General features: G+C 67.4%; 12 protein-coding genes and 1 tRNA gene. 5 read left to right on the plus strand and 8 right to left on the minus strand.

Features of this window, described 5'->3' with window-relative positions:
* Positions 1-5: 5 nt before the first annotated feature.
* Complete coding sequence (locus OH802_RS04320; RefSeq protein WP_406025446.1) at positions 6-212, plus strand: helix-turn-helix transcriptional regulator; 207 nt, start codon at positions 6-8, stop codon at positions 210-212.
* On the plus strand, positions 209-1381 hold the full coding sequence (locus OH802_RS04325) for a tyrosine-type recombinase/integrase (RefSeq protein ID WP_406025448.1): 1173 nt from the start codon (positions 209-211) through the stop codon (positions 1379-1381). Before OH802_RS04320 ends, OH802_RS04325 begins: the two co-directional genes overlap by 4 nt.
* A gap of 14 nt (positions 1382-1395) precedes the next feature.
* Here OH802_RS04325 and OH802_RS04330 read toward each other — a convergent pair.
* A tRNA-Ile gene (locus tag OH802_RS04330) sits at positions 1396-1472 on the minus strand.
* Between the two features lie 155 nt (positions 1473-1627).
* On the opposite strand from OH802_RS04330, the gene OH802_RS04335 reads away from it, so the two are divergent.
* A complete protein-coding gene (locus OH802_RS04335; RefSeq protein ID WP_406025450.1) occupies positions 1628-2215 on the plus strand; it encodes a type IV toxin-antitoxin system AbiEi family antitoxin domain-containing protein in 588 nt (195 codons plus the stop codon).
* A gap of 65 nt (positions 2216-2280) precedes the next feature.
* Here the strand turns inward: OH802_RS04335 and OH802_RS04340 are convergent, their stop codons facing one another.
* The 5 genes from OH802_RS04340 to recF all read right to left on the minus strand — a co-directional run bounded on the left by OH802_RS04340 (position 2281) and on the right by recF (position 9720).
* Positions 2281-2835, minus strand: a complete 555-nt coding sequence (locus OH802_RS04340) for a DUF3566 domain-containing protein (protein ID WP_406025452.1) — start codon at positions 2833-2835, stop codon at positions 2281-2283.
* Positions 2835-5534: a DNA gyrase subunit A gene (gene gyrA / locus OH802_RS04345; RefSeq protein ID WP_406025454.1), complete on the minus strand. Its 2700-nt coding sequence runs from the start codon at positions 5532-5534 to the stop codon at positions 2835-2837. The genes OH802_RS04340 and gyrA overlap by 1 nt, the downstream gene beginning before the upstream one ends.
* Before the next feature lie 49 nt (positions 5535-5583).
* A complete protein-coding gene (gene gyrB / locus OH802_RS04350) occupies positions 5584-7647 on the minus strand; it encodes a DNA topoisomerase (ATP-hydrolyzing) subunit B (protein WP_406029231.1) in 2064 nt (687 codons plus the stop codon).
* 356 nt (positions 7648-8003) lie between these two features.
* Entirely contained in the window at positions 8004-8576 is a 573-nt protein-coding gene (locus OH802_RS04355; RefSeq protein ID WP_406025456.1) for a DUF721 domain-containing protein, read from the minus strand.
* On the minus strand, positions 8569-9720 hold the full coding sequence (gene recF, locus OH802_RS04360) for a DNA replication/repair protein RecF (protein ID WP_406025458.1): 1152 nt from the start codon (positions 9718-9720) through the stop codon (positions 8569-8571). The genes OH802_RS04355 and recF overlap by 8 nt, the downstream gene beginning before the upstream one ends.
* Positions 9721-9749: 29 nt before the next feature.
* Between recF and OH802_RS04365 the strand changes: the two genes are divergently transcribed.
* Positions 9750-10172 (plus strand): NINE protein, encoded by a 423-nt coding sequence (locus OH802_RS04365; protein WP_350665339.1) that lies wholly within the window; start codon positions 9750-9752, stop codon positions 10170-10172.
* Complete coding sequence (locus OH802_RS04370) at positions 10147-10593, plus strand: DUF2752 domain-containing protein (RefSeq protein ID WP_406025460.1); 447 nt, start codon at positions 10147-10149, stop codon at positions 10591-10593. Before OH802_RS04365 ends, OH802_RS04370 begins: the two co-directional genes overlap by 26 nt.
* A gap of 38 nt (positions 10594-10631) precedes the next feature.
* Here the strand turns inward: OH802_RS04370 and gnd are convergent, their stop codons facing one another.
* Both gnd and dnaN read right to left on the minus strand, forming a co-directional pair.
* Positions 10632-11522 (minus strand): phosphogluconate dehydrogenase (NAD(+)-dependent, decarboxylating), encoded by an 891-nt coding sequence (gnd, locus tag OH802_RS04375; RefSeq protein WP_355231285.1) that lies wholly within the window; start codon positions 11520-11522, stop codon positions 10632-10634.
* Positions 11523-11594: 72 nt separating this feature from the next.
* Complete coding sequence (gene dnaN / locus OH802_RS04380) at positions 11595-12734, minus strand: DNA polymerase III subunit beta (protein WP_406025463.1); 1140 nt, start codon at positions 12732-12734, stop codon at positions 11595-11597.
* Positions 12735-13253 lie beyond the last annotated feature (519 nt).

Below are 13253 nucleotides of genomic sequence, written 5' to 3' on the forward strand. Positions count from 1 at the left end.
CAGCGATGAGCGATCAGCAGAGCGGCCTCGAGCCGCTGATGACCATTGACGAGGTGTCCGAGTTCCTGCGGGTCCCGGTCATCACAATCAAGTGGCTCCGTCAGGAAGGCCGGTTCGCTCCGGCTGTGAAGATCGGGCGTCGCCTCTCCTGGCAACGCTCTGCCGTCCTGGCCTGGGTCGCTGAGCAGCAGGAGCAGGAGGTCGCCGCATGAGCGTGCAGCGCTACACCACCAAGAGCGGCAAGGTCCGCTATCGGGCTCGGGTGAAGCATCACGGACGGGAGGTCGCTACCTCGGTCTTCGACCGCAAACGCGATGCTGAGGCCTGGGAGGACGACCAGAAGCGACGCCTTCGCCTGGGGGAGTGGCACGATCCTCGCCGGGGTCAGATCGCGCTCTCGGTGGTCGCCGTCGACTGGCTGGAGTCCCGCAACAGCCTCAAGCGCAAGACGCTCGCTCTCGAAGCAGCGGCCTGGCGCAACCACATCGAGCCGAAGTTCGGCAAGGTCCCGGTCGCCTCGATCACCTCGGCCGACATTGCCACCTGGGTCGGCCGGATGATCGCTGCCGGTGCTGCACAGTCCACCGTCGCTCGTCACCTGGCGGTCTTCCGGGGCCTGCTCGCCTTCGCTGTGCAGGACGGCCGGATCACCAAGAACCCGGCTGAGCGGGTGGCAGCACCCACCTCGGGCAAGGTCCGGCGTGAGGGCCAGTTCCTGACCGGTAAGGAGGTGCTGGCCTTGGCTGCGGCTTGCTCGACCGTGTCCGAGGACGATCCCGACGATGCCCTCGACTATGGCGACCTCGTCAAGGTCCTGGCCTACCTCGGGCCGCGTTGGGGTGAACTCGCTGGGCTCCAGGTCCGAGATCGCCTGAGGGTCCCTGGTCATGGCGTACGCCTGCAACGGGCTGTGCTGTCGAGCATGGAGACCGGCTCGCTCTATGTCGACACGCTCAAGAGCAAGCGGGCTCGGACTGCCCCGCTCGTCGACGAGCTCGTGCCGATCTTCGACCGCTGGTGTGCGGGCAAGGATCCCGATGACTGGATCTTCCACGCCCCTCGCGGTGGCCCGCTGTCTGAGCGGAACTGGAAGCGCTCGGTCGGCTGGGCTGAGGCAATCAAGGAGATCGAGCGTCCCGCCCTTCGGGTTCACGATCTGCGGCACACCTGCGCCTCGCTCTGGCTGGCTGCCGGTGCTGACCCGAAGGTGCTCCAGCGCATCCTGGGGCATGCCTCCGCAGCCATGACGATGGACCTCTACGGCCACCTGGTCGATGACAACCTCTGGTCCTCCGCTGAGAGGCTCGGGGGCACCCTGGGGGCATCTGATGAGAATGACACCCCCGAAAACGAGGAAGAGGCCCCCGATGGGAGCCTCTGACCTGCGGAAACGAGTGGTGCGCTTAGGAGGACTTGAACCTCCGACCCCCACATTATCAGTGTGGTGCTCTAACCGTCTGAGCTATAAGCGCAGGCGCCAACTGGAGGGTGGAAGCCCCTACCAGCAGGCGAGAGGAAACATTACCCGGCCGCTGCCCGGGGCACCAAAACGATGAGACCCCATCGACTCTGGGGAGGTCTGTCCGAACCAGGCTCGGACAGACTTCCCCAGGGTTGGGGTGCCTACATGTCCGACTCGGGGGACCTGCAGGCGACCTTCGCGCGCGAGGATGCGGCCCGGATGCTGGATGCTCAGCGACGCATGCAGGACGGTGTGGCGAGCTATCCCCAGCTCACCGCCGGCGGCCTCAGCCGGATCGACATCGAGAGGGCCGTACGCCGCAACGAGCTCCGCCGGGTGCACCCGCGCGTGTACGTCAACCACAGCGGGCCGCTGACCTGGGAGCAGCGGGCATGGGCCGCGGTGCTGTACGCCCGCCTCAAGGTCGAGGACAACGCCCTCGCGATGGCGAACGAAGCCAGGTCCGAGATCGACGCGATCGCGCGGGTTGCCGAGGTGGCAAGCCGGTCCTATGTCACCGCGGCCACGCTCCAGGCGTCACTGGATCGCGCGCACTCCCTACGTCGCCGCAAGCTCATCCAGGGGTTGGTGGACGACCTCGCGACCGGCACCCACTCGGTGCTCGAGCACGATGGTGCGCTCGGCCACGGATCCTGGCGCGACCAGGCCCGTGACGCCGACCGTACGTTGGACGATCTCGCCGAGCTCGGGACGATGAAGAGCTGCGGCCAAACCTGCCCCCTGAACGAATGAACCTGGGGAGGGTCATCCGAACGGTGTTCGGACAACTCTCCCCAGGTTGCGGGTTCGAGCTGGGCTCAGTTCTCGGTGAGCTCTACTTCCACGCCGCCCAGAAGCGCGGCGGCCATGTTGTAGAGGAACGCGGCGAGGGTGGCGACGGCGGTCATCAGGACGATGTTGACGACCGAGACGACCATGGTGAAGCCCATGATGCGGGGGAGGCCGAGGTAGTCCTGCACGTTCCAGCCGGCGCTGGAGTCACCGACGACGTCCTGGACCGCCTGGTTGATCGAGTCCCACACACCGGCGGCACCGAGCACCGACCAGATCACGAAGACGGCGACGATCACCACGACGCTGAGCGCGATCGAGAGCAGGAAGGCCATCTTCATGACCGACCACGGGTCGATGCGGCTCAGGCTCAGGCGGGCCCGGCGAGCCGAGCCGCTGACCGCATCCCGCTCCGCACCGGCGGGGCCGGAGGTGCGGGCGGTCGAGGCGACCGCCGAGGTGGTACGCCTAGCCGCGTTGGCGACCGTGTCCGTGATCCGATGGGTCACCGGCTGCGCGGTCTCGTTCCGCTCGGTCATCGCGACTCCCCCAGTCGTGCGGTCGGCGGTGCGGTCCGTCATCAGGATTCATCTTCCGTCGTGGTCTCGGACGACGCTCCGTGCTCGTCGTCTCCCCCGATTGTTACATCATCCGCAACCTCTGTCCCGGTGACGATCTCATCGTCGACCTCGCGGGCCTCGACGGAGCGTGCGACGACGGCGACCGAGTCACCCTTCTTGGGCGACACGAACTTGACGCCCTGGGTGGAGCGACCGGTTGCCCTGAAGTCGGCGTTGATCGGGCTGCGTACGACCTGACCGGTCGCGGTGATCGAGAGGATCTCGTCGCCGTCGACCACGATGAACGCACCGACCAGACCGCCGCGGTCGGCGTTGGCCAGGGCCATCGTCTTGATGCCCAGACCGCCGCGGGACTGCAGCCGGTATTCGGAGATCTTCGTGCGCTTCGCGAAACCACCGTCGGTGATGGTGAAGACGAACTGCTCCTTGACCTCGTCCGGCGACTCGGCACCGGAGACAGGAGCCGCGACGTCCGCGGTGTCCTCGTTGGCCTCGGAGAGCCCGGCCGCGATCTCGGCCGCGACGTGCTCGGCCCGGATGACCGACATCGACAGCAGCGAGTCGCTCTCCCGGAACTTCATGCCGGTGACACCCGAGGTCGCCCGGCCCATCGGCCGAAGCTGGTTGTCGTCGGCGCGGAACCGGATCGCCTGGCCCTTGCGGGAGACCAGCAGGATGTCGTCCTCGGAGTTGACCAGCTCGGCGCCGATCAGCTCGTCGTCGTCCTCGCGGAAGTTGATCGCGATGACGCCGGCCTGACGAGGCGAGTTGTAGTCCCCGAGCCGCGTCTTCTTGATCAGACCGGAGCGGGTGGCCAGCACTAGGTAGGGCGCCTGCTCGTAGTCGCGGATCGCGAGCACCTGGGCGATCGACTCGTCCGGCTGGAACGAGAGCAGCCCGGCCACGTGACCGCCCTTGGCGTCACGCGCCGCCTCGGGCAGGTTGTATGCCTTGATCCGGTAGACCCGGCCGGCGGTGGTGAAGAAGAGCAGCCAGTGGTGGTTGGTGGTCGAGATGAAGTGCTCGACCACGTCGTCGCCGCGCAGGGTGGCGCCGCGTACGCCCTTTCCACCGCGCTTCTGGGTGCGGTACTCACCGGCGAGGGTGCGCTTGGCGTAGCCACCGCGGGTGATCGAGACGACCAGCTCCTCATCGGGGATGAGGTCCTCCATGGAGAGGTCGCCGTCGGCCGCGATGATCTGGGTGCGGCGGTCGTCGCCGTACTTCGCGACGATCTCGTCGAGCTCGTCGCCGACGATCTGACGCTGGCGGGCGACGTTGGCGAGGATGTCCTCGAGGTCGGCGATGATGACCTCGAGCTCGGCCAGACGGTCGACGATCTTCTGCCGCTCCAGCGCCGCGAGGCGACGCAGCTGCATGTCGAGGATCGCGTTGGCCTGGACCTCGTCGATCTCGAGCAGCCGGATCAGGCCCTGGCGGGCGTCGTCGACCTCGGGGGAGGAGCGGATCAGCGCGATCACGGCGTCGAGCTGGTCGAGCGCCTTGACCAGGCCGCGCCAGATGTGGGCGTCCTCCTCGGCCTTGCGCAGCCGGAACGCCGTACGCCTCCGGATGACGTCGATCTGGTGCTCGACCCAGTTGGAGATGAACTGGTCGAGGGCCAGGGTGCGCGGCACCCCGTCGACCAGCGCCAGCATGTTGGCGGAGAAGTTGGTCTGCAGCTCGGTGTGCTTGAGCAGGTTGTTGAGTACGACACGGGCGACCGCATCGCGCTTGAGCACGACCACGAGCTGCTGCCCGGTGCGGGAGGAGGTGTTGTCCTTGACGTCCGCGATGCCCTGCACCTTGCCGGTGTCGGCCAGGTCGGCGATCTTCTGGGCGAGGTTGTCCGGGTTCACCATGTAGGGGAGCTCGGTGATCACCAGGTTGGTGCGGCCCTTGGCGTCCTCGTCGACCTCGATGACCGCACGCTGGGTGATCGAGCCGCGGCCGGTGCGGTAGGCCTGCTCGATGCCCTCGCGGCCGACGATCAGCGCGCCGTTGGGGAAGTCGGGGCCCTTGATCCGCTCGAGCAGCGCGTCCTGGAGCTCCTCGCGCGTCGCGTCGGGGTGCTCGAGCGACCACTTGGCGCCAGAAGCGACCTCACGCAGGTTGTGCGGCGGGATGTTGGTCGCCATGCCGACCGCGATGCCGGCCGAGCCGTTGACCAGCAGGTTCGGGAACCGCGCCGGCAGGATTGCCGGCTCCTGGGAGCGGCCGTCGTAGTTGGGCCCGAAGTCGACTGTGTCCTCGGTGATGTCGCGGACCATCTCCAGCGCCAGCGGCGCCATCCGGCACTCGGTGTAACGCATCGCCGCAGCCGGGTCGTTGCCGGGCGAACCGAAGTTGCCCTGGCCGTGGATCAGCGGGTTGCGCATCACCCACGGCTGCGCCAGCCGGACCAGGGTGTCGTAGATCGCGGTGTCACCGTGGGGGTGGTAGTTACCCATTACCTCACCGACGACACGGGCGCACTTGGAGAACCCGCGGTCGGGACGGTAGCCACCGTCGTACATCGCGTAGAGGACGCGCCTGTGGACGGGCTTGAGCCCGTCACGTACGTCAGGCAGCGCCCGACCCACGATGACGGCCATCGCGTAGTCGATGTAGCTCGACTGCATCGAGGCCTGGAGTTCGACGGTCTCGATCCGGCCGCCGGCAGCGGTCTGCCAGGAGCCTTCCGGAGGAGTCTCGGTCACGATTTCACTTTCTGCGTGCGTCTATCGGTATCTAGGGCCTCGGCGAGACTCAGATATCGAGGAATCGGACGTCCTTGGCGTTGCGCTGGATGAAGGAGCGTCGCTCGGCGACGTCCTCACCCATGAGGATGGAGAAGATCTCGTCGGCGTGGGCGGCGTCCTCGAGGGTCACCTGCAGCAGCAGCCGCTGCGAGGGGTCCATCGTGGTCTCCCACAGCTCGTCGGCGTTCATCTCGCCCAGACCCTTGTAGCGCTGGACCGGGTTCTCCTTGGGCAGCTTCTTGCCCTGCTCGATGCCGTCGCGCATGAGGGCGTCGCGCTCGGAGTCGGAGTAGACGAACTCGTGCTCGGCCGGCTTGTTCCAGCGCAGGCGGTAGAGCGGCGGCTGGGCGAGGTAGACGTAGCCCTGCTCGATCAGCGGCTTCATGAACCGGAACAGCAGCGTCAGCAGCAGCGTGTTGATGTGGTGGCCGTCGACGTCGGCGTCGGCCATCATCACGATCTTGTGGTAGCGCAGCCGGTTGATGTCGAAGTCGTCGTGCACGCCGGTGCCCAGCGCGGAGATGATCGACTGGACCTCCTGGTTGGCCAGCACCTTGTCGATCCGGGCCTTCTCGACGTTGAGGATCTTGCCTCGGATCGGGAGGATCGCCTGGATGCGCGGGTCGCGGCCGGACTTGGCCGAACCACCCGCGGAGTCACCCTCGACGACGAAGATCTCGCACTCTTCGGGGTTGGTCGACTGGCAGTCGGCGAGCTTGCCGGGCAGGCCGCCACCGCCGCCGATGCCCTTGCGGTTGCGGGCCAGGTCACGGGCCTTGCGGGCCGCGATCCGGGCCGAGGCCGCGGCCATCGACTTGCGGATGACCTCCTTGCCCTCGGCCGGGTTCTCCTCCAGCCAGGCGCCGAGCCGGTCGTTGACCGCGCCCTGCACGAAGCCCTTGACCTCGGTGTTGCCGAGCTTGTCCTTGGTCTGGCCCTCGAACTGCGGCTCGCTGATCTTGACCGAGATGATCGCGGTGAGACCCTCACGGATGTCGTCACCGGTGAGCCGGTCCTCCTTCTTCTTGATCAGGCCCCACTCCTCGCCCCAACGGTTGATCAGGGTGGTGAGCGCGGCGCGGAAGCCCTCTTCGTGGGTGCCGCCGCCGGGGGTGTTGACCGTGTTGGCGAAGGTGTGGACCGACTCGTTGTAGGAGGACGCCTGCCACTGCATGGCGATCTCGACGCTCATCGGGTTGGACGCCTTCTCGTCCGTCTCGGTCTCGAAGGCGATGATGCTGGATACCGGGGTCTTGCGCTTGTTGAGGTGGTCGACGTAGTCGGCCAGACCGCGCTCGTAGTAGAAGGACTGCTCCAGCACCCGCTCACCGTTGCCGGAGCTGTGCAGCTCGTCGGCGCTGTCGGTGTCGGACTCGATCGTGCCGTCCTCGACGGCCTCGGCGAGGGCGGAGGCCTCCGGACGCTCGTCGCGCAGCTCGATCCGCAGCCCCTTGTTGAGGAACGCGGTCTCGCGGAAGTGGCTCGAGATGGTCTCGAGGTTGTAGTCGGTCGACTCGAAGATGTCGCTCGAGGCGTTCCAGGAGATGGTGGTGCCGGTGCGCTCGCCCTCCTCGAGCTCGCGCACCTCACGCAGGTCGTAGTCGGGTACGCCGCTGGTGAACTCCTGCTCCCACAGGCGGCCCCGGTTCTTGATCTCCATGTGGAGGTTGGTCGAGAGCGCGTTCACCACGGAGGAGCCGACGCCGTGCAGACCGCCGGAGACCTTGTAGCCGCCACCACCGAACTTGCCGCCGGCGTGCAGCACGGTCAGCGCCAGTGTCGCGGCGGGGATCTCCTGGCCGGCCGCGGTGTCGGTCGGGATGCCTCGGCCGTTGTCGGAGACGCTCACCCAGCCGTCCTCACGCAGCGTCACCTTGATGGTGTCGCAGTAGCCGGCGAGCGCCTCGTCGACCGCGTTGTCCACGATCTCCCAGATCAGGTGGTGCAGGCCGCGGGCACCGGTCGAGCCGATGTACATACCCGGTCGTTTGCGGACCGCTTCGAGTCCTTCGAGGACCTGGATGGCAGACGCGTCGTATTCGACTCCGTCTGTGGTCTTGTCGTCCGGCATAGGAGTCGTCTGGTCGGCAGCGGTCACCGGTGCGATCCACCTGTCATTTCGGTCCGGATTCGGACATGGTGTCGGTCGGGCATGCAACGGGCCGATCAGCGCCGGGAAGGTGAAACCTTGGACGATCGACCCAATCCCTATATTACCCCGTAGAACCCCGGATTCCACGCACGCCGCCGTTCCTGAGGGGGAACTGTGATCGAAATGAGCGTCTGTACGTCTCCTGACGGTGTCTCTGCGCCCCCAGCAGGGGGCTCGGTGAGTCCCTATACGTCCTCGGGGCGCTTAGAGCGGCAGATCGCGGCTCACGCGCTGAGCCTCGAACACGTGTTCACGCTCTGCTCTCGGCTGGGCTCTCAGCCGTAGGTGTCGCGGGGCCCGCGGCCATCTCGTACGCCTCGGGGACCCTTCTTCCACGAGGGCAGATGCGGGCCGAGCACCTCGATGACGAGGACGGTTCCGTGACCGAGCTCCTCGTTGAGACGCTTCACCAGGGTGGGTGCCAGCAGCTTGAGCTGGGTGGCCCAGGCGGTGGAATCGGTGCGTACGGAGAGCTTGCCGTCGGCGTACGACTCCGGGGTGGTGTGGTCGGCGATCTCCTCGCCGACGATGTCGGGCCAGCGGGCCATCACGCCATGGACGCGCAGCGAGGTGTCCCAGCCGTGGTCGTTGACCATCCGGCTCACCACCGATTCGATCATCTGGGGGTCGCGGTCATCAGGCCGCGCGCCGGAGACCGTGCCGCGTCGGGTGGCGTTGTCCGGCGTACGCCGCTTCTTGCGCATCCCTGCCTTGGGTGCGGGCATCTTCGCGGTGGCTCGGGTCAGGGAACGGGCCAGGTCGAGGCCGTCGGCGCGCTTCTCCGGTTCCTCTTCTTCTGGGGTGGTGGTCTCGACAGGCTCGACCACCTCGGGGTCCTCGTCACTCATCGCGGGTCACCTCGCCTGCCTTGACGTGGTAGCGCGCACCGGCGAGAGCAGCAGGTACGTCCTCGGGGACCGCCGCGGTGACCAGGACCTGCTCGGCGTCGGCAACCAGCTCGGCCAGCTGGACCCGGCGCTGGCTGTCGAGCTCGGCGAAGACGTCGTCGAGGATCAGGATCGGGTCGTCGCCGTCGGCCCGGAGCAGGTCGTACGCCGCCAACCGGAGCGCCAGCGCGAAGGACCAGGACTCGCCATGGCTGGCGTAGCCCTTGACCGGGAGGCGCTCGGCGCCGGCTCCGTGGCCGAGGAACAGCAGCAGATCGTCGCGGTGGGGGCCGACCAGGCTGATCCCCCGGTCGAGCTCGTCCTTCTGTCGTCTGGCGAGCTCGGACAGGATCGCCTGGCGGAGGGTCTCCACGCTCGGGGTGGTCTCGACAGGCTCGACCACCGATTTATAGGTGATCTCGGCGTCGTCGCGGCTCGCGCCGCGGGCGACCGTCTCATAGGACTTGCCGACGTACGGCCTCAGCGCTTCCACCAGGGCGAGCCGCTGGGCGAGGATCTCGGCGCCGATGGCGGCGAGGTGGTCGTCCCAGACGGCCAAGGTGGCGAGCGCACCCTCGCGGGCGGAGCCGCGCGCGAGGCCGGCGGTCTTCAGCAGCGAGTTGCGCTGCTTGAGGACGCGGTCGTAGTCGCTGCGTACGCCTGCCAGACGGGGTGCGCGCAGGATCATCAGGTCGTCGAGGAAGCGCCGCCGGTCGGAGGGGTCCCCCTTGACGAGGGTCAGGTCCTCGGGGGAGAAGACGACGGTGCGGACCAGGCCGACCAGGTCGCGGGTGCGGGGGAGCGGGCTCTTGTTGATCCGGGCCTTGTTGGCGCGGCCGGCGTTGATCTCGACCTCGAGCGTCGCGGTGCGACCGTCGCGTACGACGGCGGCGCGCACGACCGCCTGCTCGGCGCCGGCCCGGACCAGCGGCGCATCGGTGGCGACCCGGTGGGACTGCAGGCGGGAGAGGTAGTCGATCGCCTCGACCAGGTTGGTCTTGCCCTGGCCGTTTCTCCCGACGAAGGCGGTCACGCCCGCCTCGAGCGGGACCTCGACGCTCGGATAGGAGCGGAAGTCGTGGAGAGAGAGGTGTGAGACGTACATCGGGTTTCCTCTCTCGTTAAGGTGCCTGCATGACCCAGTCTCCCAACCCTTACGGCCCGCCTCCAGGGCAACCCGCCTATAGCGAGCCGGCCGGGCCTTTCTATCTGTCGGTGATGGGCCAGGTCCACGGGCCGTACCCGGTCCAGCAGCTCGCCCAGATGGCCGCCGCGGGCCAGATCAAGGCGGACACCCCGGCCAGCCTCGGCACCGACCAGCAGTGGTTTCCCGTGAAACAGATCCCGGGCGTCTTCTCGAGCCGCGAGTGGCTCGTCACCCTGCTGCTCTCGATCTTCCTGGGGTCGCTCGGCGTCGACAGGTTCTACGTCGGACAGATCGGCCTCGGCGTCCTCAAGCTGATCACCTGTGGTGGCTTCGGAATCTGGACGATCATCGACATCATCCTCGTCATCGTGCGAAAGTTCCCGGATGCCGACGGCAAACCCCTCGCCTGACCTGCATCAGCGCATCGCGGCGGTGAGCTCCACGGAGGTCACCGCCGCCATCGGCGTCTGCGGGATCGTGATCGCGTCGCTCCTGCCGGCCGGCGGCATCGAGGACGGCCCGGTGCTCTGCCCGTTCCGTGCTCTCACCGGGCTTCCCTGCCCCGGCTGCGGTCTGACCCGGTCGTGGGTCTACATGATGCACGGAGACATCGGCTCGTCGCTGGCGAGCAACTGGTTCGGACCGGTGCTCATCCTGGCGATCATCGTCCTGGCCGTCGTCTCTGTGCGCGCCCGGCTGAGCCGGAGACGCCCCGCCGACCTCGACAAGCTGGTGCGAAGCCCGATCATCCTCGGCTTCTTCGCCCTCTTCGTCGCCTACGGCGCCGTACGCCTGATCCTCACCATGACCGGAGCAATCCCCGCCATCTAGGTGGTCGAGCCTGTCGAGACCACCCGCGCAGCGGAAGCTCAGGCCTCCGACTCAGAGATCACCGCGTGCCCACCGAACCCGTTGCGCATCGCGGCGATCGCCTTCATGGCGTGGTCGTCCTCCTGCCGCGACACGAACCGCGCGAACAGCGAGGCCGAGATCGCCGGCATCGGGACGGCGTTCTCGATCGCTGCCTCGACGGTCCAGCGACCCTCGCCCGAGTCGTCGGCGTAGCCCTTGATCTTGTCGAGGTGCTCGTCGGCGCGCAGCTGGTCGACGAGAAGATCGAGAAGCCAGGAACGTACGACGGTGCCGGTGCGCCACGAGGCGAAGATCTCGGGGACGTTGTCGACGATGTCGACCTTGTCGAGAAGCTCCCAGCCCTCGGCGTAGGCCTGCATCATCGCGTACTCGATGCCGTTGTGGACCATCTTGGAGAAGTGGCCGGCGCCGGGCGTGACGCCGCAGTGGACCAGGCCGTCCTCTGTGCCAGTCGGCTTGAGCGCCTCGAAGGCCGGCATCACCTTGGCGGCGTCCTCGTCGGAGCCGCCGTACATCAGCGCGTAGCCGTTCTGCAGACCCCAGACGCCGCCGGAGACACCGCAGTCGACGAAGCCGATGCCGTTCTCGGCGAGGCTCGCGGCGTTCTTGGCGTCATCGGTGTACTTCGAGTTGCCGCCGTCGACCACCAGGTCGCCCTCGCCGAGGAGCTCCTTGAGCTCGGCGATCGTGGAACGCGTCGGGTCGCCGGCCGGCACCATCACCCAGACCACCTTGGGACTGGGCAGTGCCTCGACCAGCTCCGCCAAGCTCGCCACGTCGGCGAGATCGGGGTTGCGGTCGTATCCGACGACGGTGTGACCAGCCTCCCGCAGCCGGGTGCGCATGTTGCCACCCATCTTGCCGAGGCCGACGAGTCCGATGTGCATGCGAGGTTCCTTCAGATCCGGTGGTCGAGCTTGTCGAGACCACCCTACGAGCGAGGTGTGAGCGGGAGATGGTCAGGAGAGCAGGCGACGCGGCATCAGCAGGTAGCGGAACCCCGGCTCCTCGCCACCCTCGGCCGGCTTGCCGCTGATCACCACGGGCTTCGGAGCCTGGGTGAAGGCGAGCTCGACGACCTGCTCGTCGATGGCCTGCAGCCCGTCGAGGAGGAACTGCGGGTTGAACCCGGTGGTCAGCCCCTCGCCCTCCATGGTCGCCTCGATCGACTCGGACGCCTGGGCCTCGTCGCCGGAGCCGGCGTCGAGCGTGAGCACGCCGTCCTCGAAGACCATCTGGACCGCGGTGTTGCGCTCGGCGACCAGGGCCACGCGCTTGACCGACTCGATCAGGGAGGCCTTGTCGACCAGCGCGGTGGTGAGGTGCTCGGCCGGGAAGAGGCTGCGCACCTTCGGGAACTCACCGTCGAGCAGGCGCGTGGTGGTGCGACGTACGCCACCCGCGGCCGCGCCCTCGAAGCCGATGATGCCCTCGCCGGTGCCGGTGGTGGACAGCGCGAGGGTGACCTCGCTGCCGCTGGTCAGCGACTTGGCGGTGTCACCGAGGACCTTCGCCGGCACCAGGGCCGCCAGGCTCTCGTCGGGAGTCGCCGGGTTCCACTCGAGCTCGCGGTGCGAGAGCCGGAAGCGGTCCGTGGCGAGCAGCGAGATCGTGGATCCCTCGATCTCGAGCCGCACGCCGGTCAGCACCGGGAGCATGTCGTCGCGACCGGCGGCGGTCACGGCCTGGGCCACGGCGTGGGCGAACAGCTCCGACTTCACCGTGCCGGCGGCGGTCGGCATCTCCGGCAGGGTCGGGTAGTCCTCGACCGGCATGGTCTGGAGGCTGAACCGCGCGCTCCCGCAGGTGAGCGAGACGCGGGCACCATCGGTGACCATCTCGACCGGCTTGGCCGGAAGGCTGCGGCAGATGTCGGCGAGCAGCTTGCCCGAGACCAGTGCCTTGCCCTCGTCGGCGACCTCGGCCGACAGGGTCGCCCGCGCGGAGGTCTCGTAGTCGAATGTCGAGAGCACCAGGCCCTCGTGACCCGCCTCGATCAGCAGACCTGAGAGCACCGGGGTGCTGGGGCGGACCGGAAGGCTGCGGGCAGCCCAGGCGACGGCATCCGCGAACACGTCGCGGTCGACGCGGAACTTCACGATGACCTGTCCTTCTTCTAACTCGACATCGGGGCGGTTGAGGACATGCGGTCCGGGGAAGGGAGACGACACCGGTTCCGGAACGCCCCCGCGTTGACATGACCTGGAGTACGCATCCTGCCACGGACCGCCGACAACCGGTAAGCGCTCAGCAGTGTCGGGTCTGCACAGGCGTCCTTGTGGACTCCGCTCGCCGAGTGGGTTGTCCCCAGGGAAGGGCGTTCGTGGAATTTCACGGAGGATCCATGGATCTAAATAGTTTCGTACGTCGTAAGAGCATCTGTGGGAAATGTGGATGAGCGGCGTCTTCCCTGGTCATGCCCGGAAATGTGATTCCACAGGGGATGTGGACGCCATGCTGAAATGACGCACGTCACTGTGGGCTGTGGAGAGTTGTGGGCCCGTTCGAGTGTTTTGTGCACAGGCCATCCCCTTTTCCATCCCATTTGAACCGCCGGTTCTCCACAGGTTCCACCCAGCCTGTGGGCTGTGGACAACCTGGGAAATCTCGTCCTGTGG

Source organism: Nocardioides sp. NBC_00850, assembly GCF_045207335.1.
In the GTDB taxonomy this organism is placed as follows: domain Bacteria; phylum Actinomycetota; class Actinomycetes; order Propionibacteriales; family Nocardioidaceae; genus Nocardioides.